Genomic DNA, 23,567 nt, shown 5'->3' with positions numbered 1-23,567 from the left:
GTCTCTGACGTTATGGACGATGGCATCAAAATAGCGTCAGCGATCGGCGGCTCCCCGATCATCTCTCAGAATATATATGGATACGAAGCGCAGCTCTTATTATCCAATTCCTAAGTAACTTTCGATCAGCCGTCTGTCATTGATCAATTCACTCGCTGGACCATGCGTTGTGATTTCCCCCAGTTCCATGACGTAGCCCGCAGACGCCACTTCAAGCGCGGCGCGTGCATTCTGCTCGACCAACAAGATGGCGATTCCGGAGTCCCTAAGGTCGGTCACGATGCGAAAGATGTCGCGCACGATCAAGGGAGCCAGTCCCAGGCTTGGCTCGTCCAACATCAGCAATCGCGGGCGCGCCATCAGTGCGCGGCCCATCGCCAACATCTGTCGTTCTCCGCCGGACAACGTTGCCGCAAGCTGGCGGCGGCGTTCCTTCAGCCGCGGAAACCGCCCAAAGACCTCCTCCAGCGCCTCGCCGCCATGGGACCGGTTGCGGCGATAACAGCCAAGACGCAGGTTGTCCTCCACGGACATGCTAGAAAACAAGTCCCGCTTTTCCGACACCAGCGAGATGCCCATTTCCACGCGCTCCTCCACCGGGGACTTGGTAATGTCGATGCCATCGAACATCAGCTTCCCCTTCGCGGGCAATACACCCATGAGCGACAGCAGGGTCGTGGATTTGCCGGCGCCGTTGGCGCCAATGAGCGTCACAATTCCGGAGCCGGGCAGCTCGATCGCAATGTTGTGAACTGCAACAACCTTGCCGTAGCTGACCGAGAGGTCTGTCGCGGTTAGGAGCACACTCATTGCACGCCTCCCAAATAGGCTTCCTGAACAGCCGGATTCCGCTGGATTTCCGTTGGGGTGCCTTCGGCGATGCGTGTGCCGAAATCCAGCACAACAATGCGATCCGTCAGTCCCATGACAAACTCCATATCGTGTTCAACCAGCAGGATACCCATTCCGTCAGCCCGCAGGCTGCTCAAAAGCTTCGCCAGTTCCTCCTTTTCAAACCTGCGCAGGCCGGCCGCAGGTTCATCAAGCAGCAGCAGATTGGGCGCGAGGCAGAGAGCCCGGGCGATCTCCGCCATGCGCGAAGCGCCAAGCGACAGACTGCCTGCCAGCTGAAAGGCGTCGTCCGCGAGCCCGGTGCGCTCGAGGTTGCGCATTGCTTCTGCGAAGATGCGTTCCTCCTCTTCGCGATCGAGGCGCAGCATCCCCCGCACGAAGCCAGCCCGACCACGCAGATGCGCTCCAAGCGCCACATTTTCGAGAACGGACATTTCGGGTGCCAGCTTGACGTGCTGGAAGGTTCGCGCCACCCCGCGAGCTGCGATCTCTTCGGGCAGCTTGCCGTCAACCCGCCCGCCGTCGATCCAGATCCTTCCCTCCGTCAACGGTATCACGCCGGTGAGAAGGTTGAAGGTCGTGCTCTTTCCAGCACCGTTCGGCCCGAGAAGCCCCAGAATCTCGCCAGGCTTCACTTCGAAACCAACTCCATTCACCGCAACCAGACCGCCAAACCGCTTTGTCAGGCCCTCGACCTTCAACAGCGCAAAGTCGCCTTGTTTGGCAGGCGCCGTCTCAAGCGGCTTCGCATCGCGATTGATGTGGCGTCGCCGATTGGAGAAGCGCTGGTCTATTGCCGCCCAGATGCCGTCACGCGCATAAATAAGGGCAAGGATCAGCAGGGCGCCAAAGGCAATGGATTCAAAATTGCCGCCTTGCCCAAAGATCAACGGCAATATGTCCTGCAACTGGTTTTTCAGCAAAACCACGACAGCCGCGCCAATGATGGCGCCATAGACGTGGCCGGCGCCGCCCACAACCGCCATGAGCAGATACTCGATGCCGGCATTGATGCCGAAGGCGCTGGGGGTGACCGCTCTCTGAATATGCGCGAACAGCCAACCGGCCAGACCCGCAAGCACGCCCGCATAGACAAACACTATCAATTTGGTACGCGTCGTATTGACGCCAAAGGCTTGGGCCGCGGTTTTGCCGGAGCGCAGGACGCTCATCGCCCGACCGGCACGCGAATCCAGCAGGTTCTTTGTCCCGATGACCGCGACCGTGACAAACAACCAGACAACCGGATAGACCTGCCGGCCCTCGATGAGTTCGACACCGCCGATTGAGAGGGGCGGCACGCCGGAAATGCCGTTGTAGCGCCCCAGATACTCAAGGTTTCCAAACAGATAGGATATGGCGATACCCCAGGCTATGGTGCCCAGCGGCAGGTAATGCCCGGACAGACGAACCGTCATCAGCCCGATCAGAAAGGCCGCAAGCGTGGTGATCAGGATTGAGACGGGGAGCGTCAGCCATGGTGAGATGCCATACTTTACCGACAGGACCGCCGTCGTATAGGCGCTGATGCCGACGAAGGCCGCCTGGCCGAAGGATGTCATGCCGCCAACGCCGGTCAACACGACAAGCCCGAGCGTCACAAGAGCTGCAAGCCCGATGAAGTTCAGCAGGGACACCCAGAACAACGGCACACCCGGAAGATAGGGGGCAAGCAGTGCCGCGAGGGCGATCAGGAGCGGGATGCTTTTGGTGTTCATGAGCTCAATCTTCTTCAAGATGCGGCGCACGGATGGATCGCCAGATGAGGATCGGGAGAATAAGGCTGAAAACGATGACCTCCTTGAACGCGCTGGCAAAGAAGGCGGAGACCGCCTCGGCGATGCCAATGGCGATCGCGCCGGCCACGGCGAGCGGGAAGCTTGCGAATCCCGCGACAATGGCTGCAACAAATCCCTTGAGCCCGATCAGAAAGCCGCTGTCATAGTAAAGCGTCGTCAGCGGCGCGATGAGAATACCGGAAATCGCTCCAACAAATGCGGCCATCAGGAACGCGGTACGACCGGAGAAGGACGGGGAAATGCCGACCAGACTCGCGCCACGCGCATTGACGGCGGTTGCCATCAGTGCCTTGCCAGCGAGCGTCCGGCCAAAGAACAGATAGAACCCGACCAGCAAGGCCAGGGTTGCACCCATCACCAGCAGGCTTTGAGCCGACACCGGCACCGGCCCGAGAGCAAAGTTGGCGCCAAACATTGGCGCCGCACGATATCCTTCGGCGCCGAAGAAAAGCAGGCCAAGTCCGATCATCAGCCAGTGAACTCCGACTGAGGCAATCAGGAGTACCAGCACCGAGGCGCTGGCCATTGGTCGAAAGCAAATCCTGTAGATGTAGGGTCCCATGGGAACCACGAGCGTAAGCGCGAGCGCCATGTCAAAGAGATACGGCATGTCCTGCGGCGCAGCCAGGATCGCAACACCGGTCAGGGTCAGCGGGAAAACGAAATCCCCCGCCAGAATTCCAAGGACCTTGGGTCTGGTCAATGCGCGTCGCTCACGCAGGAATTCCAGCGTTCCCGCGATGATTCCAAGACCTGCAAGCAACCAGATGGAGCCCGGCACACTGCCTTGCTGCAAGGCAGCGAAGGTGAGCCCTCCATAGGCAACGAAATCGCCCTGAGCGACAAAAATGATCCTTGTAACTGCAAAGAGCAAAACGAAGGCCACGGCCAGCAAGGCATAGATCGAACCATTGATCAGCCCGTCCTGCAACAAGAATAGAGTGATAGTTGAATCCATCGTGTCGATGTTCCGGTTGCGCGCTTGTTTGGAGATCAGGCGTGCCCCGGCGCTAATGTCGGGGCACGCTTTGGCTCATCCGGGTGGATGGGTCAGTTGAGAGGGAGATATTCGAACTTGCCGTCCTTGACCTGGATCAGAACGCGGCTCCGCTCGTCATGACCGTAGTGGTCATCGGGGCTGGTGTTGTAAACACCGTTCACCGAGACCAGCTCACGCACATTCTCAAGGGCATCACGCAGGGCCTTGCGGAACTCCGGGGTGCCGGGCTGCGCAGTCTTCAAGGCTTCCACCGAGGCATGCGCCACCAGCTGACCTGCGTCGAACATCATCCCGCTGAATGCCGAAACGCTGCCTTCGCCGTGAACGGCGTTGTATTTGGTGGCAAAATCGACGGCAATTGCTTTGGAGGGATGGCTGTCGGGCAACTGTTCCGCAACAGCGACCGGGCCGACGGGCAGAATTGAGCCTTCGGCGGCCGCCCCTGCAACGCGAATATAGGTGGGGCTGACAGAGCCGTGCGTCATGTAGATCTGGCCTGTGTAGCCGCGTTCACGCAACGCGGTGGGAGGCAGGGCAGAGGGTGTTCCCGATGCGACGACCATGACAGCGTCTGGATTGGCGAGACCGATTTTCAACGCCTGGCCAGTGACCGAGGTGTCTGACCGGGCGAAGCGTTCGACTGGATCCATTTTGATGCCGGTGTCTTTCAGCAATTCTTCAAGCGCGGCGATCCAGTCATCGCCAAACGCATCCGCGAAGCCGATGAAACCAAGCGTTTTGACATTGCTGGCGACCATGTGCTCGACGAGCGCGCTCGCCATCATCCGGTTGGTCTGCACGGCGCGGAAGGTCCATACGTTCACATCATCCTTGACCGACACGGGCGCCAGCGCAATCACAGGCGTCAGTGCTTCAAAGGCGACGCTTGCGACCGAGGCTGAAGTCGGTGCGGTCGAGGAGCCGATAATGACGTCGGCGCGGTCATCCTCGGTGCATTTGCGCGCATTCCGCGTCGCTGCCGTCGGATCGGTCGCATCGTCGTAAATGATATAGTTGATCTTTGTGTCCCCGGCCATGGTCGGCAGAAACGGCACGGCGTTCTGTTCCGGAATGCCGAGCGATGCGGCCGGACCGGTCGCGGATAGGCTGATGCAGACTGTGATGTCGGCAAGCGCGGGTGAGGCGACGGTGGCAAGAGCCACCGAAGCCAGGGCTAGAATTCGCTTCATAATTGTTTCCTCCGGTTACTTTAAGTCTCTCCCAATCGCTTCCGCCGGCTGAGCTTTTCGCCTCACCCATCGAAAGCATTCGATCCCGCGGCGCTCACGCCAACGGGCCTGTCGAATTCATGAAACACTCCTGAAAAAGCCTGCCTGCCGGCCGTAATCATCGCCAAAAGGGCGCCGGTCTCGGGCAGGAGCTGAAGAGCGAAAAAGACGAAATTCTCGCGCAGCCTGGTGCGCAAGGGATGCCCCGCGGGGCACTTTTCAAGGATGGCGGCGAGATAGCTCGCGGCTGCGACCAGGCCCACCAATTCGAGGAGCGGCGTCGAACCCGCAAGCGCCGTGTGCCTGTCGGTTTTCAGCGTGGCCCGGCTCAGCTCCACCGCCGCGCTCAGGTCGGCGCAAGCCTTCGACAGGGCTCGCCCGAGCCGGCTTAGATCGTGATCTTGATTTTCCGCCAGACGGCTGGCGATCTTGCCGAACTCTTCCTGGAGACCATCGAAGTGCGCACCGTTCCTGCCGGCGATTCCACGGGTCAGCAGGTCGATCGCGTGGATTGCATTGGTACCTTCGTAGATCGTGGTGACGCGTGCATCGCGCCAGAGCTGCGGCACGCCCGACTCCTCGACATATCCGGCGCCGCCATGAACCTGAATGGCGAGATCAGCGGCATCCACCCCGGCCTGGGTGCAAAACGCCTTCGCCACCGGCGTGAGGATATCGGCCAGCGCCTGATTGCTGGCGCGCTCGATCTGACTGCCGGCACCGCGCGCAGCATCGATAGCCTCGGCCGCGGCCAGCATCAGACAGCGGCCCGCAGCCGCAAGACTGCGCATCTTCATCAGGTTTCGCTTGACGTCCGCATGGCGGATCAGCGGCACTTGCTGCCGGTCCCGGGCGTCGATGCGGCCCTGAAGACGCGACGCGGCATAGTCATAGGACATCTGGAAGGCGCGCTCGGCGATGCCGACCCCTTGCGTTGCAACGGCAAGGCGGGCGCGATTCATCATCACAAACATGCATGCCAGGCCGCGATTCGGGCCGCCGATCATCCAGCCCGTTGAAGCTTCGCCGGCGCCAAAGGCCATGGTGCAGGTCGGTGAGCCATGCAGGCCGGTCTTGGTCTCGATGCCCAGGCATTGCACATTGTTGGGTTGAAGGCCCCCATCTGCCAGCGGCACCAGTTTTGGCACCACAAACAGCGACAGGCCGCTCGTTCCCTCCGGGGCATCATCAAGGCGCCCAAGCACCAGATGCACAATGTTCTCAGTCAGGTCATGGTCGCCATAGGAGATGAAGATCTTGGTGCCTGAAATAGCATAGCTGCCATCCGCGCCTTCGACCGCCCGGGTGCGTATCCCGGACAGATCGGACCCCGAATTTGGCTCGGTGATGGCCATCGTCGCCCCCCAGCGGCCGGTGGCGATGTTTTCAAGATAGGTCTGTTGCAGCGTCGCGCTTGCATGCGCATGCAGGGTCTCCGCCGCCCCCATGTTCAGCAGCAGCCCCATCGTGAACCCGATCGACCCTGCGTGCCACATTTCCAGACACGCGGCATTGAGCGTCAACGGCAAATCCTGGCCGCCGAATTGGCTGGGCAGGGAGAGAGCCGACCAACCGCCACCCGTGAATTGAGCGTAGGCGTCGCGATGCCCGGATGCGGTCGTCACCCTGCCCGATGCGTAGGATGCGCCGGATCGATCGAGGACCTTGTCAAGAGGGAGCAGCACATCAGACGCGAAGCTTCCCGCCTGCTCGAGAATTGCCGCCAGCACGTCTTCGTCAAGCGATCCGCCGCCATGCGTCAGGGCGCGGGTGGAATTCAGCAGGCTGAACTGCAACTCGGCAATCGGGGGGGAATAGGACATGATGCGCGCCCGCCCCCCTAATTCGCCAGGGGGCGGTTGGTGTTGCGCAGATGCACAAGACGGTCAAACGTGGTTTGCCGCCCGGCGAGTTCGCGGATTCCGTCCCGCTCCAACTGTGCAAACTGCTCTTCGCTCAGCAGTGAACCCGCCTGCGCCGAACCACCGGATACAATCCGGGCAATCTCGCGACAGATGCCCGCATCGGTAGGCGTGAACCCGCTGTCATCGACAAGCCGGGAAATCTGTTCTTCGAGGCATGCCATCAGCGGCGCGCCCCCCGCAGGGATAGCGGCCCGGGCGGGAGCGGTGTAGGTTCCGGCCCGCGCCAGAGCCTCCTGCTTGGCAACCGCAAGCAGCCGCTCCCGGCTCAGGACGACCTGATCGCCATCGCGCAAAAACGCATGGTCCGCCGCCTGGTAGGCCGATCCCGAGACATCGCCGATGGCGATTGTCGCAAATGCCGCCTGCCCCGCCCGCAGGAGATCGGAGTGCCGTGCCTGCTGGCGCACCACAAGCTGCGTCACGCCGCCCCACCCCGGCAGAATGCCCACTTTTCGCTCGGGCAGACCCGCATTCAGTTCAGCGGAGGCGACAACCTGGTCGGCATGCAACATCAGTTCGCAGCCGCCGCCGAGCGCAAGACCCGAAGGCGCGGCGATGACCGGGAAAGATGCGTATTTGAGGCCCAGCCAAGCCGCCTGCCCGCCCGCGACAAAGGCATCAAGGCCGGCCCAGTCCTGTTTTTTCACCAGATCAATGAAGACATCGAGGCTTGCGCCGGCCGAGAAGGCCCGGTGGTTGTCTGATCCTATAACAAGCGCTTGAAATCCATCGGATTGCAGCTTGAGCGCACGGCTTGCCATGGCCACGACATCCGCATCGCAGACATTCATTTTTGTGTGGATTTCGAAGCCGGCGACGCCGTCGCCAATGTCCCAGATGGACGCCGAGCCATTGGTCGCAACGGTTTTTGCATGACGCTTTATGCTGGCAAAACTCAACACGCCCGCGACAGGCTCAAGCGTCAGGATGCGTCCATCGGTGGCCAGTATCTCGTCGATTGAGGGATAGAAGCCCGCACCCGTAACCGCCATCTCCAGCAGCGGCGGAACCGCCCTGCCCTCGTCGCGCAATCGCGCGACAATCCAGGCCGCGCCAACCCGGTCGGCAATCTGGAACGGACCTTCCTTCCAATTGTAGCCGAGGCGGATCGCCATATCGATGGCGGCGACATCATCAGCAATTTCCGCGGCGATTGTCGCGGCGTAGACGATGAGATTGGACAGGACTGCCCAGGCATATTGGCCACCCTTGTCGCCCGCCGCACAGACATCACGCAGGCTCTTCGCACCCAGGCTCTTCAATTCGGGTTGAACGCGGGGCCGGTAGTGACCGGACGCAAAATCGATGACCTCGTCAACACGCTCGCCCGCTGCATTCCTGCGGCGATAGAAGCCTCCCTCGGCGGCCCGCCCGACAAGTCCGCGCGCCAGCATGTCGGAAAAGAAGGCGCTCTGCGTGGGGTCGTGCCGACGGTGTGCATCATCAGCCGGGAGCGTCTTCATGAAGCTGCCCCAAACCAGCGGGATAAGGTTGATGCCGACGAAGTCGAACAGACCGAAAATACCGGTGCGCGGAATGCCAAAGGGCGCGCTCATCACCGCATCGGCTTCTTCAACGCTCAACCCAAGCTTCATCGCTTCGAGGGATGCGACCGACATCCAGTAATTGCCGACGCGATTGGCGATGAAGCCCGGGGTATCGCGGCAAACAACCACCGATTTGCCGAGCACCTCATCCCCGATGCGCCGGCCGCGCTCGAGAATGTCCGGCCTTGTCTGCGGTCCGGACACAAGCTCGAGAAGCTGCATGACCCGTGGGGGATTGAAGAAATGCGTGATGACGAAGTCACCGGCAAAGCGGGACCCCAGGCCTTCGACAAGTTGATGCAGCGGTATTGTCGACGTGTTGGAAGAGACGATTGCGCCATCCTTCCGCACCTCTTCGATCCGCGCGTACAGATCCTGCTTGATGGTGAGGTCCTCGAACACCGCCTCGATGATCCAGTCCACTTCCGAGAGCCGGTGCAGGTGGTCTTCAACATTGCCCACCTCCACCAGGGAAACGAGATCTGGATGCATGAAGCCATTGCTTTTGAGCTGCCGTTCGACGCCTTTCCTTGCCAATGCATCGCGGTCGGTCGCCGCGGCAGGAACAATGTCGAGCAGAAGCACCGGGATGCCGGCATTGGCGATCAGTCCGGCAATTCCAGATCCCATTGAACCGGCACCGATCACGGCAGCCCTGCGCAGCGGCTGGCGCAGGGAGCCATCGGCCAGCCGTTCGGCCGGGGCACGGTGGATCTTCAAATTGGAGACTGGAGATATCGGTTTTTTCATGAATACATACTCGGATCTGAACTGGGACAAGAGGCTGGGGATGCGGCCTAGTGAAGGTTTTCAATGACCAGGGCGATACCCTGACCTCCGCCAATGCACATGGTGACAACGCCGTACCTGCCCTTGATGCGCTTCAACTCGTTGAGCGCCTTGACCGTCAGAATGGCGCCGGTCGCGCCAAGCGGATGACCGAGCGCCACAGCGCCGCCATTGGGATTGACCCTGTCCGTCGGCAGGCCGAGAGCATCGTTCACGGCAATGGCCTGCGCGGCAAACGCCTCGTTGGATTCGAAGATGTCGATATCATCCAGTGTGAGACCCGCACGCTTCAGCGCCAGCGGCACCGCGTGCACTGGACCAATGCCCATGATTTCCGGCGGCACGCCGGCGATCCCCCAGGAGAGAAGGCGCCCGATCGGGTTCAGCTTGCGCTGTGTGACTTCATCGGCATGGGCCAGGACCAGGGCGGCCGCCCCGTCATTGATACCCGAGGCATTGCCGGCCGTGACCGTGCCGTCTTTGCGGAAAGCGGGCCGCAGCGCAGCGAGTGCGTCAAGCGTGGTGCCCGCGCGGGGATGCTCGTCGGTGTCAAAGACCACCGTTGCGTTTCGGGTTTTGAGTTCGATCGGCACGATCTGGCCATTGAACCGCCCCTCCGCGATTGCCCGCGCCGCGCGGTCCTGGCTTTCAAGCGCGAATGCGTCCTGACGATCGCGTGTGATATTGTACTTCTGAGCCACATTTTCAGCGGTATCGCCCATCCCTCCGTGCCCGAAGGGATCGGCCAGGGTATTGGTCAACCAATCGTACAAAACGCCGTTGCCCATTTTGCGGCCATAGCGCATCCCCTCGACCGAGAAGGGCGCGCGGCTCATCGATTCAGCGCCACCCGCGAGCGCAATCCGTGAATCCCCGGACTTGATCATCATTGCGGCTGAAACGATGGCTTGAGCGCCGGACCCACAAAGCCGGTTGAGCGTCAGCCCGCCTGATCCGATCGGGAGGCCGGAGTTCACACCGACGGTGCGACCGAGAAACAGATCCGCCGCTTCCGTGGGAATGACTGTTCCAAAAACAGCGTGATCAAGATCAGCCGCCTGCAAGCCGGACCGCTCGATTGCAGCCTTGCCAGCAACCGTACCGAGCTCGGTTGGCGACATGCCTTTCAGACTGCCGCCAAAAGTGCCAATTGCGGTGCGTGCGCCCGAAAGAAAGAAAACTTCATCGTTCATTTCAAATGACCTTTCACTTTGTTCCGCCGCGCTCATAAACCGGCAACGGTCGCAAAATCACATCAGTTTCAACAGGTTCCGCGAACAGACGTTCCACCAGATCGGCACGCGACCGCAGCACCGCACGCTGATTGAGGTAGCCCTTGTCCGTCATTTCCCCGACTTCAAACGACGGCGCGTCAGGCAGAATGATTGCCCGCCCGATGCGCGTGGACGACCCCGTCTTGCCCGAACGGATCATCGATGCGGCAACTGCCTCGCGCACCTTGGGATTGCGGCTCAATTCCGCCAGGTCAGCGTGAGGCAGTGCCGCCAGCTTTCGCGCCGCAGTGAGATTGAGGAACACCAGCAGCCCGATTTCCTCACGGTCCTGCCCGGCGACCGCGACATCCTGAATGAGACCTTCACCCGCCGTCACCGCGTCAAGGCGCAGCGCGCCCACCTGCACCCACGTTCCGGTTGCCAGCTTGAAATTCTCGGCCGTGCGTCCGTCAAACAAAATGCCCCTGGATGGGTCATGAGGGTCCAGAAGCTTGCCTGCATCACCGATCCGGTAGAAACCATCTTCGTCGAATGCCTTGGCGCTGAGCTCCGGCGCGCGCCAATATCCCGGCATCACCATTGGCCCGCGCACGCGCAGCTCAAGCTTTTCCTCGTTCGGGACCATCTTGATTTCCGCACCGGGGAGCGGAACGCCTATATTGTTGGCGACCGTGTTTGATGCCGGCGACATGGTTGCCACGGGCGACGTTTCTGTGGCCCCCCAGGCCACATGGATCTGCAGATCCGCCCGGCCGTGCTGCTTTGCCAGGCGACGGTAGGCGTCCCAGGAGTCCGCCGACAAGGCGGCGCCGGCGGTAAACATGTATCGCAAGCGGCTGAAATATCTCTCCGCGAACGCAGGATCCGTCCGCAGCACATTGATCAACTCGTCAAAACCGCGCGGGACACCAAAGTGTATCGTCGGCGGATTTTCCGAAAGGTTCCGTACCGTTTCCGCGAAAAGGCCGGGCATCGGCCGGCCATTGTCGATCACCAGCGTGCCGGCGTTGTGGATGGCGCAATTGAAGACCAGATTGCCACCGAATGTGTGGTTCCACGCCAGCCAATCGACGATCACCGGCGGTTCCGTTTGAACAGCGGGCCAAAGTTCCGCCATTGCCGCCTGGTTGGAGCAAATCATGCCATGGGTGACGATCACCCCCTTGGGCTCACCGGTGGACCCGGATGTGAAAAGCACTTTGGCGACGGAGCTCGGGGCAATTTCCGCTCCGCCGGATGCGCCAGCCGTCGACGCAGAAAGCAGCGAATCCAGACAATGATCCACCTCCGGACCATCGACATTGGTGTTGGCAGAGGTTGGTATGCCAAGGCTTTGAGCCAGTTTCAGCCCGCGGCCGAAGGCTGCGCCATCTTCGGCAAACACCAAACCGGGGCCGAGCAGCGTCAAGACCTGGCGCAACCGCGTCATGTCCGAAATCTGGGAATAGGGAACCGAGATCGGCGCGACCGGAACGCCGGCCAACATCGCGCCCATTGCCACGATCGCGTGGGGGATCGAATTTTGTGACAGGATTGCCAGGGGCCGGTCCTGAGACAATCCGAATGACCGCAGTGCGTCCGCACAGGCCTCGGAACGCTGAAGGGCCTGGGCGTAGGAGACCGTTTCAACCACATCGGCCGTGCGGTGAACAAACGCGACCGCATCCGGCGCACGCTTCGCACTCGCACGCAACATATCTCCGAATGTCGGATAGCTCGGCAAAACCGGGTTCGGTCCGGCGAGAACAATCGCTGTCCCGACCGAGCCGCCTGCAGCGGAAATCGGCACTTTATTCACAGTCAATGAAACCTCCCTGGCATCGACCGGCCCCAAGGCCTCAAGCGACGATTATTAGATAATGAAGTTATCTATTAATGTCAATAATCATTACAGACCTTGCCTAGATGGCGTCGAATGTGAAAAGACAAGCCGAACAAGCGAATCCGGTGTGGATGGCGCCTGATCCAAGTGTCGAGGAATCCTATGAAAAAAGACTCAGCTGGCGCAGCGGCCCGGGATGACGCGGCCGACAATCTTCGCGATGAAAAGGCCCGGCAGCCCAAGGCCAGGGTAGTCAGTTCGACAAGCGCAAGATTGGAAAACACGGGCGCGCCCCTGGATGTTTCCTATCTCGAGGGCACGATCGGCTACTCAATTCGCCGCGCGGAAATGACTGTTTTTCAGGACATTTACCGCGCTTTTGATAAGATGAACGTGACGACTGCGCAGTTTTCGGTCATGGCGGTTGTGTCTGACAATCCGGGCGCCAACCAAGCCGACCTGGCTGCCGCGCTCGGCGTCGAACGCCCTCGCATGGTGCCGCTCATCGACGCCCTTGAGGCCCGCGGCTGGGCCACGCGCACACCAGATCCGACCGATCGGCGGAATCGCCACATATTTCTTACCGAGGCGGGCGCTGAAGCCCTAGCGGAGTTAAAGCGGCGTTTTGCCAAACATCAAAAGAACATGTTGGAACGGTTGGGCACCGATGATCCTTCCACGATCCTGACCATGTTGTGGAGATTGGCCAGAGCAAGCAAGTGAGGCGGCATTGATTGCCGCGGGTGCGTCGCCGGCAAAGGGCGGCGCGGTCGCGCCCTTTGCCGGTGTCCGTGAAGACAATGCCGACGGTTGGGAATAGCTTGTTGTCGGGAACCGGACGCCGAGGCTTTGCCAAATGGCTTCCGGTGCATATTATAGAGGTCGCAATCCAGAGCTGGACCCGCCAAAAATGTGTGCCTCCGAACTGTCAGCCCCTGAGGCGCAAAAGTCCGTTGCCTTGCAGGAGCGTCATTGCTCGGTTCGCGATACTGTCGAGATTGTCCTCGACAGCTGGAGCTTCCTGATCATTCGCGAGGCGTTCTTCGGCGTGCGTCGTTTCGATCTGTTCCAGGAACGGCTGGGCATTCCGCGCCAGACACTGTCCAACCGGCTGGCGGCCCTGGTCGACAACAGCATCTTCGTCACTGGCCGGCATTCGAGCGAACCCGGAAACCAGTATTTCCTGACCGAGCGCGGCAAGGATCTGTTTCCGACCATGCTGTCGCTGATGGAGTTTGGCGACAAGTGGCTGACCGGCGGCGAGCCCCCGCCCCTGCAGCTCATCCACACCGGTTGCGGCCAGAAATGCCATCCCGGGACGGTCTGTTCCGAATGCATGAAGCCGGTTTCCGCACGTGACGTGCACTTCCGCGACGGTCCGGGCGCGGGCTTTTCACCTGTCGAACGTCGTTCAAAGACACGGCGCAGTTCTGACCCTGACCTCTTGCAGCGGGTTCGTCCTTGCTCGGTGGCCAGAAGCCTTGCCATCATAGGAGATCGCTGGAGCTTTCTGGTGCTGCGCGAGGCCTGGTTCGGCGTCCGCCGCTACGACGAGATGCGGGCGAAGCTCGGCATCGCCAGCAATGTGTTGGCCGACCGGCTCGCACGTCTTGTCGAGGCGCGCGTGCTCAAGAAGGAAACCTATGGCAACTTCGGCAACCGCTTCGAGTACCGGTTCACCGAGATGGGGCACGATTTGTACAAGCCGATGATCGTCATGATGGCATGGGGCGATCATTGGCTGCGCGACGATCAGGCGCCGCTGCGGTTGCGTCATCGGCTCTGCGGTCAGGATTTTGTGCCCAAGGTCGTCTGCTCCCATTGCCGGCAGCCGCTTGTGGCCAACCAGACCGATTACATCCTCAACTACACGCTGCCGACGCCATGATCAGCATCCGGGCGGAGTGGAAAAGCACTCCGCCCGGATGCCCAGCCTGGGAGGCTTGACTGGTAAACCCAATTCAAATTTCGGCAGCCAATGATCAGTCGTGTCCGCGCTCAAGCATCACTTTCAGCCGGGCCACGCTTTCGCCACAGAAGCCGCGGCGAAACAGCATGACGCAAGCCATGAAAATCACGCCTATGACCAGAGCAATCGGCAAGCCGCTGGTCGCAAGCATGTGTTCGAGGGCGCTGTAAACTTAACGAACACCGGTCAAAAATTGGTCTTCCGCTTTCTGTTATGCTGTTTGCAGGCGAGCGATCTCGTTCCACATTTCCAGGGCTGCAGTTCTCGGTTCGCGGTAATGGTCGGACTGGATATCGTGGCATGGAATGTGGAAGAGATTGGCGACCGGCTCATGAATGGAGACGAAGCGCTGGAGATGTCGGGTTGACTTGAAACCCTTCAGATTGCGCTCTCGCCGTCGTTTCGGTTGATGGGAATTCTCTGCCCGGTTATCCAGGCATTTGTTCGAACGATGTCCGACGCCGGGCATGATCGCGCGTTTGGCTGCGCCATAGGAGCGGGGTTTATCGGTGATCATGACGCGTGGCGCATGACCCTGTCTTCTCAAGAGTCTTCGCATGAGCCGCTTGGCGGCCTTGGTGTTGCGGCGACTCTGCACCAGCACGTCGAGAACGAAGCCGCCCTGATCGACGGCCCACCACAGCCAGTGCTTCTTGCCGCCGATGGAGATGACAACTTCATCGAAATACCATTTATCGCCGAGCCGACCCTTGGATTTCCGCCGGAAATCATTTGCAAAGCGCCGACCCAATTTCTCGGGCCAAAGGCGTACTGTCTGGCGCGAGACAATTATCCCGCGAGCCGCCAGCAAGTCTTCGACCATGCGCAGACTGAGCGGGAAACGAAGACAAAGTCAGACGGCATGAACAATCACTTCAGTTGGGAACCGCTGCCGGCGGTAAAGGTGATCACGAACGGATTGGGTCATGCGGCAAAATCGAATAGGCCAATCGCCGCGGTTAACGTTACGGTGCCCTTATTGCTGCTCATCAGCAAGAAGCATCAGTTTGAGGTCCACAGCCGGATCGGCGACAGTTTGCGGGTCGACGTCGATCCCGCACTGAAGCGCTCGCCGGGCCACCATGAAACTGCGCGGGTCGTTCATGGCATCGACCGCCAGCAGGCCTCGCTCGCCAAAGTACCAGTGTGACCGCGGGCCGCGCTCCTCGCCGCGCACCACGAGGCGGCGATACCCAGAACTCAACCCGGCAATCTGCAACTTGACATCATACTGGTCAGACCAGAACCATGGCTTCGGCACATAGGGTTTGCCTGCCCCCAACATGTTGTCGGCGACGCATTCGGCTTGATCGACAGCATTCTGGACGCTTTCCAATCGCAGCCGCGTCCCCTCATGCGGGACGGAGGCGCAATCGCCCGCGGCCCAGATTCCGGCTATGCTGGTGACGCCATAGGCATTGGTCGCAATGCCATTGTCGATTTGCAGCCCGGCGGATCGCGCCAGTTGCGTCTCGGGTTCGATGCCGATGCCCGCAATCACCAGATCGGTTTCCAGCCGTGTGCCATCGCTGAGTTCGGCCCCGGTGACATGCCTATCCCCCGTCAGGCGTATCAACCCTACGCCTTCCCGTATATCCACGCCGCGCGCGGCATGCAGGTTGCGGAAGTAATCCGAGGTCTCGGAGCAGACAACGCGTTGAAGGATTCGGTCCGCGCGTTCCAGCACCGTGACACCCAGGCCGCGCTCCGCCGCGACCGCGGCAGCCTCCAATCCGATAAAGCCGCCGCCCACGATCAGAACCCGCCGTGCCTTGCGAAAATCAGTCAACATCCGGTCGACATCGGAGTAATTGCGCAGGCAGTGGATCCCGGCCAAGTTGCCGCCGATCCCGGCCGGCAAGCGCCGGGCTACCGATCCGGTTGTCAGCGCCAGCTGATCATAGGTCAACACTCTGTCACCGATGCGGATGCGGCGGGTCACCGGGTCGAGCGCGCTGACCGGCTCGCCAAGTCTCAGGCTGATTGCCTGATCGGCGTAGAATTCCGTCGGCCGCAGCAACAGACTCTCCGTCGAAATCTCGCCAAGCAGATACCTCTTTGACAAGGGTGGACGCTGATAGGGAGGCAAAGGCTCCGCGCCGACGAGCGTAATCCGGCCCTCATAACCGGACCTGCGCAACCGTGTTGCAAGCGACGCGCCGGCTTGTCCCGCGCCGATAACCACAATACCCGACAAGTGGCACTCCTTACATGTAACGTTCACCGACCGGATCTCGCGGCCGACTGCCAATCTCTGGAGCGCAAGCCCCTGTGCACCATCAGCAGCAGTCGTTTCCTGCGGCTTCGATTAGGATAACTCTGCACTTCGCAAACAGATCAGCGCATCCAGCAGGACCACGCCGTGTTCTTGAACCAGAAGGGGATTGATCTCGGCTTCAGTGACCTCATCGCAGAGCGCGATCTGCGAGAAGGCGGCGATTGCTTCAGCAAGCGCGTCAAGATCGCCGCGGGGGCGCCCGCGAAAGCCGCGCAGAACGGCCAACCCCCGAACTTCGTCAATCATTTGCTCGGCCGTTTGGCGGGAGACCGGGGCAGGCCTAACGGCGGCGTCCTTGTAGATTTCGGTCATCACACCACCGGTTGCGACTGTCAGAACCGGCCCGACAAGTGGGTCACGCGTCAGTCCCAACAGGACTTCGCCAACGCCGGATTTCATTTCCTGCACCAGGATGCCGCGCCTGCGATAGCCGGGCCTATGCGCCTCTGCGGCAGCGCTCATTCGCTCGATCGCGGTCTGTAACTCGGCCAACGAGCGGATGCCGACCGTCACCGCGCCAGCCTCGGATTTGTGAGGCAGGTCGGGCGACACGAGCTTGGCCACCACCGGCCAGCCCAGCCCGTTGTCTTCGTACACCGGATCATCAGGTCCAAGAACAAGACTGCGAGGCCGGGCGATGCCGAGCGTCTCAAAGACCGCACCCGCCGCCGTTTCCTCAAGTGTGCCGCTCAGTCCCCTGAGAAGCGACCGGGTTTCGTTCGACAGGTGCGTCGCAACCTCCGGCACGGGCATTCTGTCGCCCATCAGCAGCGCCACCACTTCGGCGCAGATCTCGACCGAGCGAAAGGCGACAATACTGGCCTGTTGCAGCATCCTGAGGCTCTCTGGCGCATCCGGCAGCGGAATCGCCACCACCGGCGCCGCGCCCGGGCGCGCCTGTTGAACCGCATCGACGATTGGTTTGACCGAGAGCTCAGGGTTGAACCGCGCCGAAGAGCCGATGGCAATCACCAGAAGCCCGGTCTCCGGGTCATGAATCAGCGTATCGATGACCCGGCGCATCGTCTCGTATTTGGCGCCTGCCAGAGTGACGTCGACCAGTTTGCCATGACCAAGCGAAATGTAGTCCGCCTCGAGCAGGCGCCGGGCCTCGAGGCTGCATCCGGCGATCGGCACCTTTCGCAGGCTGATCTGGTCCAGCACCATCGCCCCGCCACCACCCGTGGTCGAAAGCACCGTAGCCGTGCGCGGTCGTCCAGCCAGACCGCCGGCCCGGATCAGGCTGGTCGGCGCAGCCAGAAGCGTCTCGAAATTCTCCACTTCGGCGATCCCCACCGAAGCCAGCCATGCCGAGAGCGCAGCGCGCCCGCCCGTCAGCGCCCCGGTATGCGAGACGGACAGCGCCTGCCCCTCCTCCGAGCGCCCCACCACATAGGCGACCAGGGGTTTGCCCTGTGCAGCGGCCCTGCGTGCAAAGGCCGCCACCTGATCGGCCTCGCGAAGTGTCTCCAGAAACAGGATGAAGGAGTCTGTCTCGGGGTCGTCCAGCAGAATCTGCCCTATCCTGCCAACTCCTGCCGCGGCCTCGTTCCCCACCGACACCAGCGTGGAAAAACCCATGTCCATCGCCGCTCCGCGCGACAGGATGGCACCGATCATGCTGCCCGACTGTGACAGCACCGCAGTGCGGCCCACCAGAAGCGGCGCTTCGCGAAAGGCCGCGTTGGTCGTGCAGACAAACCCGCCCGGCACATGGACCACGCCTGTGGAATTGGGACCGATCAGCAGAATGCCGGCGTCTTGCGCCAGCCGGGAAAGCCTGTCCTGGAGCACCTTGCCCTCTGCTCCGGCTTCGGCAAAGCCATCGGCCAGCATCGAAACCACCCGCACGCCGGCAGCTGCGCAATCCTCGAACGACGTCAGCGCGGCGGCTGCATCGAGCAGGATATAGGCATGATCGACCTCGGCCGGTATCGCGGCCACCGAGCCCCAGGCCTTGATCCCCAGAACGGTCTCCCGCGCCGGGTTGACCGGATAGAACTGCCCCGGAAACCTGTGCTGCTTCAGAAAACTTTGAGGGCGCGATGTCAGCTTGGCCAGATTGTCGGACGCACCTATCACGGCCACCGAACGCGGTCGGGTCAATGCCTGCAACAGGGGGCTTTTCATTCCGCCACCTCGGAAAGACTGCTGCGCTGCGGGAAACGACGGTCGAAGATCCCTTCAGCGATGCGGTTCTTCAGGATCTCGATTGAGCCCCCCGCGATCATCCAGCCCCTTGTGCGCCGCAGGCAGTACTGCGCCGTGCTTTCCTCGCTGAACCCCAGCCCGCCCATTATTTGCAAAGACTCGTTTGCAGCATGGAATCCAGCCTCGTTGCAGGCCAGCTTGGCCAGCGCAGTGTCATGGCCCGAAGGAAGACCGTTTTCCAGCCGTGTCGCCGCACGCATCAGCATCAACTGGGCGCTTTCGAGCTTTAGCAGCATGTCAGCGAACTTCCATTGCAGCCCCTGGAATTCGCACAATGGCCGCCCGAACTGAACCCGGTTCGCCGCATAGTCGCGGGCAAGGTTGAAGGCATGCCGCCCCACTGCCACCGCGCGCGACGCATTGCCGAGACGTTCGACATTGAACCCATTGATCTGTTTCTTGAAACCACCCGGCCCCAGCAGCAGGTTTTCACGCGGGATCAGGCAATCCTCGAAATAGAGTTGCGCCCACTCCTCGCCATTCATGAACCGCGTTGCCTTGCCAATCGTAAAGCCGGGCGTGCCGCGCTCGACCAGAACGGAACCGATGCCGCCAACGCCCGGGCCAAACCGCACATAAACGAGGAACAACTCGGCCTCGGCGGAATGGGTGCCAAACACCTTCGTCCCGTTCAAGCGGTATCCCTGCCCGTCCAACTTTGCGGTCGTGCGCAGATCAGTGGCGGCCGAACCGGCATCGGGCTCAGACATTCCCAGAGAGATCAGTATTTCCGACCGCAGCAGCCTGCCCAGCCAACGCTCCTTCTGCTCAGGCGTCGCGTATTCATAGAAGGCACGGATCGGGCCAAAATTGCCGGCCTGAACGATATCGCCGCTGCGCGGGCATATCTCGGCTATCGTCTGGAGCGCGAGGATCGAATCCAGCAGGCTGCCGCCGCTGCCGCCGTCCGCTTCATCAAAGGTGATGCCCAGCAGACCCAAAGCAGACAATTGGCGTGCAACATCAGTCGGGTAACCTGGCAGCGCAGCACGGCTGGCAGCCCCTGGAGCAAGCTCCTTCTCGGCGAACCTGCGAATACTGTCAGAGAAAACCTGCTGTTCATGAGACAAAAGGAAATTCATGTCGATCCCGTCATTTGGCATCCATTTTGACCAGAATAGAACAAACCCGGGCGCTGGGAACTGTCGCATTGGTCGGTGCGGGATGAGAAATGATTATGACCCGTCCGGTCTCATGGACCCCTAAACCGGCGCACGTGGAAAGCTGGGCATGAGGATACCTCATGCACCAATCCGTCGCGCGGCGATCACCTCAGCTGGCGGCCCCGTTGCGGACCAGCGCGGGCTCCAGGACATTTGAAATCTCTTCGCGTGCCTCGTTGCTGAGCCATTGCACAAAAGCCTTGGTGCGCGCACCCAGCGATATGGATTCAGGCCAGATCACGAAATATCCCAGGCCGGGTCGCATCACGGGACTGCCAACCGGGACCAGGGCGCCGCTTTCGAAATGCGGCTTGACCAGCGAAACCTGGGCCATCGCGATGCCCATGTCGGACATCGCCGCCTGATAGGCCAAAAGCGAATTGGGCAGTTTGATCACGCGGTAATCTTCCTTGTCCATGTTGTGGACACCCAGCCAGTAACTCCAGTCCTTGGTCCGCAGATGGGCCTCGATCAATTTGACATCGTCGGAACCCCGAAAGCTGTCGTGCAGACCATGCCGTTGCGCGTACCGGGGTGAGCACACCGGCTGAAGAACGTCGGGCAGCAACGACCGGGCCTGGGCGTTCGCCCAATGGTCCGATCCGAACTGAATCGCGATATCGGCGGCATCCCGCGTGAAATCAACGGGACTTGTGCTGGTATTCATCTGGATCTCGATTTCCGGATGACGCGCCTGAAACTCCGGAAGGCGCGGGATCAGCCAGTTTGCCGCGAATGTGCTGTAGACCCTGACCCTGACCGGCTCGGATTTCTTAGTCGCCTGCAATTCGCTTGTCGCATGGCTGATACGTGCAAAGGCGGCGCTGATTTCCGCCCGGTAGTATTCGCCCAGATCGCTCAGGAGAACGCCGTCCTTCAGTCGCGAGAACAGCATGACGTTGAGATGGCCCTCCAGCGTCGCGATCTGGCGGCTGACTGCGGACTGGGTAACATTCAGTTCCTTCGCCGCCTTCGTGAAGCTGCCCAAACGGCTGGCCACCTCGAATACATGCAATGGATTCAAAGGAGGGAGATCCGTGCGCTTAGACATGATTAATTCTCCAATTCCCTCGCAGCGGCGACAAGGAGACATGACAATTTCGCTACACCGTCACATTGTCAATCCATCTGCCGTCCCGCCCCACCGAATTTCGCGTCCGCCCTTCAATCCCGGTAAATGCCTGACGGATCAGACTTTTACGAAGGCCGGGTCCATGTCCAGATTGACCATCTGATAGATGGGATTCTGCGCTGGCAGGATCGCCACTTCCATGATCCCGAGCGCCGGCTCCATGATGATTGAAGCGACTGTCGCACTGGCGGTCATGGTCAGCGATTGACGAACCGGGCGGCAGACGCTGTAGGGCGACTGATAGTCATCCAAAAACACCGTCTTGAAGGTGTCGCGTGTGATCTTGCCTTTGGCTGCGCGAAGCAGTTGATCGGCGCGGAAGCCGCGAAACAGCGTGTCCGACGTGTTCGCAATGCCCATGTCACGCAACTTGGCCTGGGCAGCAGGCGCGATCCAGTGGTTTGCGTGAGAGAGAATTCCGTCGGACGGAAACACTGCGAACACCTCATCTGGCGCGCATTCCATGTCATAGCCTGCCCCTCCTGCATCGCCGATCAGTATATTGTTCGAGCCGGAACGGCGGGTGCTGTAGAGATGATGCGTGGCCTGCGCCAGATAGGTCTGTTCCAGAATCCGACGTCGCGTCATCAGCAGCGGAACCCCGAGTTCCCGGTAATCCCGATCGCAATCCAGATAGTTGGAAACCACAGCAAGCCCGGCCGAATTCATTCCGGATCGCGCCAGTCCCCCGGCTTCGGTAAAGGTCAAGATATCCGGGCCGTCGTCACGCCGGATCTTCAGGAGCAGTGTGGATTGAGCACATTCGGCCTTCCAGTCCCAGTTCTGGCCGATGATCAGACGACCGTCCCTTGTGGCCTCGGGCAGCGCCAGCGCGCTTGTGCATTCATCATTGCCTGATTCAATGCCGGCGCGTTCGCGCAATTGGGGGTTTTGCGCCAATTTGAGGATTTCGGTTCGTGCGTTCATGAACGCTATATCTTCGATCCCGACTCCTGCGCCCTTGGCGATGCCATGCATTTCCTCAACCTGACCGGCGTCATAGTCCTCCATCCGGGGCAGATAGGCACGGGCGACCGAATGGATGCGTGAAACGTCGAATCCGATGCCGGTCATCTGCGCCATGTAGTGACCAAGACCCTTAGCGATCAGCGTCGCCGCCGCCTGGCCATACTGGACGCCCCGATCGAACGGGTTGCCGGAGATTTCGATTACGGGACAGATATGGGGCATGGCGGGTCTCTCTGAGTGATCAGCTGGCTTCGGGAATGTGTACGCGCAGGCCGGTCATTTCCGGCGTCAGGCGGATTTGGCAGGAAAGCCGGCTGCGGGGCAGCCGCGGAGCGACGGTCATGTCCAGCATCTCCTCCTCGATTTCCCCCACGCTGCCTGCCCGGTCCAGATCCGATTCGTCGACATAAACATGGCAGGTGGCGCACATGGCGGCGCCGCCGCATTCGGCGATGATGCCGGGGATGCCGTTGTTGCGGCCCAGTTCCATCACTGTCTGCCCGACCTGCCCCGCCAGCTCGACTTCGCTGCCATCAGCCAGAACGAACGTCACGGCGATCATGCGTAGTGCCCCAGGATCTCGAGATCGAGCTTCTCGATCACCCGACCGTTGGCGGAATACTCCACGCCATCGGGCCCGATCCGCATGTCCGGCACGCACCGGGCCAGTTCTCCCAGCAGCTTCTCGGCCTCCATTCGGGCGACCATCTGGCCAACGCAGCCGTGAATGCCAACCCCCAGCGCCAGGTGCCCGTTCGCATTGCGCTCGATCTGAAAACTGTCGGGATCCTCCCAGCGGTCGGGGTCGCGATTGGCCGAACCGACAAATGCGATGACCTTGTCATGCTTGCCCATACGCGCGCCGCAATAGTCCATCTCGTCCAACGTGTTCCGGGCGATGATCTGGGCCGGGCCGCGAAAGCGCATGCCCTCTTCATAGGCGTTCCGCGCAAGACCGGGATCGTCGCGAAGCTTGTCCCACTGGTCCCGATAGGTCATCAGGAAGTTCAGCGTGTTGGCAATTGCGCCGAAGGTCGTGTCGGTGCCGGCCGACAGAAACGACCGCACCAGCATGCCTGCCTCGTAGGAACTGATCTCTCCGGCGTCAGCAGCAGCATAGATCTGAGCTCCGAGCCCATCGGGCGCGAGGTTCTCGCGTTCGCAGGCTCTGGCAATCCAGGCGGTTACCTTCTCGGATTCAGCCAGTTCCTCATCCGTCCAGGGCAGATGCCGCCAAGCGCCCCGTCCCTTTAACAGATAATAGTTGTAGGTCAGTAGGTTGTCACGATCTTCCGGCGGCAGACCAAGAGCGTCGGGGATGATCCGCATCACCAGCGGCTTGCCGAAATCCCGGATGCCGTCGAACCGACCGGCCGCCAGGACCTTCTCAACCAGATCTGCCGCCATCTCGGCCGTCCGCTCCTCAAGCTCGCGCACAACCTTTATCGACAGCGTTCGACCCAGAACCCTCCGGGTTCGCGTGTGATCCGGCGGGTCTACTTCGAACACAACGCTGGGCGAGCGCCAGGGTTTCTCACGGTAGTAGTTCGCCCCCCCCCCCCCCCGGGGGGGGGGGGGGGGGGCGGGGGGGGGGGGGGCCGGGGGGGGCGGGGGGGGGGGGGGGGCGGGGCGCGGCGGGGGCGGCGG

The 23,567-nt window shown here is 61.1% G+C and carries 17 protein-coding genes and 1 pseudogene; 2 read left to right on the top strand and 16 right to left on the bottom strand.

The window, feature by feature from the left end:
- Window positions 1–99: 99 nt before the first annotated feature.
- The 8 genes from O4H62_RS25490 to O4H62_RS25455 form a co-directional block, all read right to left on the bottom strand.
- Window positions 100–810 (bottom strand): ABC transporter ATP-binding protein, encoded by a 711-nt coding sequence (locus O4H62_RS25490; RefSeq protein ID WP_269391701.1) that lies wholly within the window; start codon window positions 808–810, stop codon window positions 100–102.
- Complete coding sequence (locus O4H62_RS25485; protein WP_269391720.1) at window positions 807–2,570, bottom strand: ABC transporter permease subunit; 1,764 nt, start codon at window positions 2,568–2,570, stop codon at window positions 807–809. The genes O4H62_RS25490 and O4H62_RS25485 overlap by 4 nt, the downstream gene beginning before the upstream one ends.
- Window positions 2,571–2,574: 4 nt before the next feature.
- The gene (locus O4H62_RS25480) at window positions 2,575–3,609 is read right to left on the bottom strand and encodes a branched-chain amino acid ABC transporter permease (RefSeq protein WP_269391700.1); all 1,035 of its coding nucleotides are present in this window, start codon (window positions 3,607–3,609) and stop codon (window positions 2,575–2,577) included.
- A 92-nt stretch (window positions 3,610–3,701) separates the two neighbouring features.
- Window positions 3,702–4,841 (bottom strand): ABC transporter substrate-binding protein, encoded by a 1,140-nt coding sequence (locus O4H62_RS25475; RefSeq protein ID WP_269391699.1) that lies wholly within the window; start codon window positions 4,839–4,841, stop codon window positions 3,702–3,704.
- A gap of 62 nt (window positions 4,842–4,903) precedes the next feature.
- A complete protein-coding gene (locus O4H62_RS25470; protein WP_269391698.1) occupies window positions 4,904–6,703 on the bottom strand; it encodes an acyl-CoA dehydrogenase in 1,800 nt (599 codons plus the stop codon).
- Between the two features lie 17 nt (window positions 6,704–6,720).
- Window positions 6,721–9,102 carry a 3-hydroxyacyl-CoA dehydrogenase/enoyl-CoA hydratase family protein gene (locus O4H62_RS25465; RefSeq protein WP_269391697.1) on the bottom strand — a complete coding sequence of 794 codons (2,382 nt, stop codon included), beginning with the start codon at window positions 9,100–9,102 and terminating at the stop codon, window positions 6,721–6,723.
- Between the two features lie 47 nt (window positions 9,103–9,149).
- Window positions 9,150–10,334 carry a beta-ketothiolase BktB gene (gene bktB / locus O4H62_RS25460; RefSeq protein WP_269391696.1) on the bottom strand — a complete coding sequence of 395 codons (1,185 nt, stop codon included), beginning with the start codon at window positions 10,332–10,334 and terminating at the stop codon, window positions 9,150–9,152.
- Window positions 10,335–10,347: 13 nt separating this feature from the next.
- Entirely contained in the window at window positions 10,348–12,174 is a 1,827-nt protein-coding gene (locus O4H62_RS25455) for an AMP-binding protein (protein WP_269391719.1), read from the bottom strand.
- A 186-nt stretch (window positions 12,175–12,360) separates the two neighbouring features.
- Between O4H62_RS25455 and O4H62_RS25450 the strand changes: the two genes are divergently transcribed.
- Entirely contained in the window at window positions 12,361–12,921 is a 561-nt protein-coding gene (locus tag O4H62_RS25450; protein ID WP_269391695.1) for a MarR family winged helix-turn-helix transcriptional regulator, read from the top strand.
- A gap of 187 nt (window positions 12,922–13,108) precedes the next feature.
- Window positions 13,109–14,086, top strand: coding sequence for a winged helix-turn-helix transcriptional regulator (locus O4H62_RS25445; RefSeq protein WP_269391694.1), 978 nt, complete (start codon window positions 13,109–13,111; stop codon window positions 14,084–14,086).
- 292 nt (window positions 14,087–14,378) lie between these two features.
- Here O4H62_RS25445 and O4H62_RS25440 read toward each other — a convergent pair.
- The 8 genes and pseudogenes from O4H62_RS25440 to O4H62_RS25405 form a co-directional block, all read right to left on the bottom strand.
- Window positions 14,379–15,095: pseudogene (locus O4H62_RS25440) on the bottom strand (IS6 family transposase).
- Window positions 15,096–15,143: 48 nt separating this feature from the next.
- Complete coding sequence (locus O4H62_RS25435) at window positions 15,144–16,352, bottom strand: NAD(P)/FAD-dependent oxidoreductase (protein WP_331284492.1); 1,209 nt, start codon at window positions 16,350–16,352, stop codon at window positions 15,144–15,146.
- 123 nt (window positions 16,353–16,475) lie between these two features.
- Window positions 16,476–18,575, bottom strand: a complete 2,100-nt coding sequence (locus O4H62_RS25430; protein WP_269391692.1) for an acetate--CoA ligase family protein — start codon at window positions 18,573–18,575, stop codon at window positions 16,476–16,478.
- Window positions 18,572–19,738, bottom strand: coding sequence for an acyl-CoA dehydrogenase family protein (locus O4H62_RS25425; RefSeq protein WP_269391691.1), 1,167 nt, complete (start codon window positions 19,736–19,738; stop codon window positions 18,572–18,574). Before O4H62_RS25425 ends, O4H62_RS25430 begins: the two co-directional genes overlap by 4 nt.
- Window positions 19,739–19,928: 190 nt before the next feature.
- The gene (locus tag O4H62_RS25420) at window positions 19,929–20,870 is read right to left on the bottom strand and encodes a LysR substrate-binding domain-containing protein (RefSeq protein ID WP_269391690.1); all 942 of its coding nucleotides are present in this window, start codon (window positions 20,868–20,870) and stop codon (window positions 19,929–19,931) included.
- A 138-nt stretch (window positions 20,871–21,008) separates the two neighbouring features.
- Window positions 21,009–22,142 (bottom strand): C45 family autoproteolytic acyltransferase/hydolase, encoded by a 1,134-nt coding sequence (locus O4H62_RS25415; RefSeq protein WP_269391689.1) that lies wholly within the window; start codon window positions 22,140–22,142, stop codon window positions 21,009–21,011.
- 19 nt (window positions 22,143–22,161) lie between these two features.
- On the bottom strand, window positions 22,162–22,482 hold the full coding sequence (locus O4H62_RS25410) for a 2Fe-2S iron-sulfur cluster-binding protein (protein WP_269391688.1): 321 nt from the start codon (window positions 22,480–22,482) through the stop codon (window positions 22,162–22,164).
- Window positions 22,479–23,327 (bottom strand): cytochrome P450, encoded by an 849-nt coding sequence (locus O4H62_RS25405; protein ID WP_269391687.1) that lies wholly within the window; start codon window positions 23,325–23,327, stop codon window positions 22,479–22,481. The genes O4H62_RS25410 and O4H62_RS25405 overlap by 4 nt, the downstream gene beginning before the upstream one ends.
- Between the last annotated feature and the right edge of the window lie 240 nt (window positions 23,328–23,567).

The organism is Parahoeflea alexandrii, from assembly GCF_027214025.1.
In the GTDB taxonomy this organism is placed as follows: Bacteria; Pseudomonadota; Alphaproteobacteria; order Rhizobiales; family Rhizobiaceae; genus Hoeflea; species Hoeflea alexandrii_A.
Note: the sequence above shows the minus strand (reverse complement) of the source record. Positions and strands in the feature narration are given on the sequence as shown.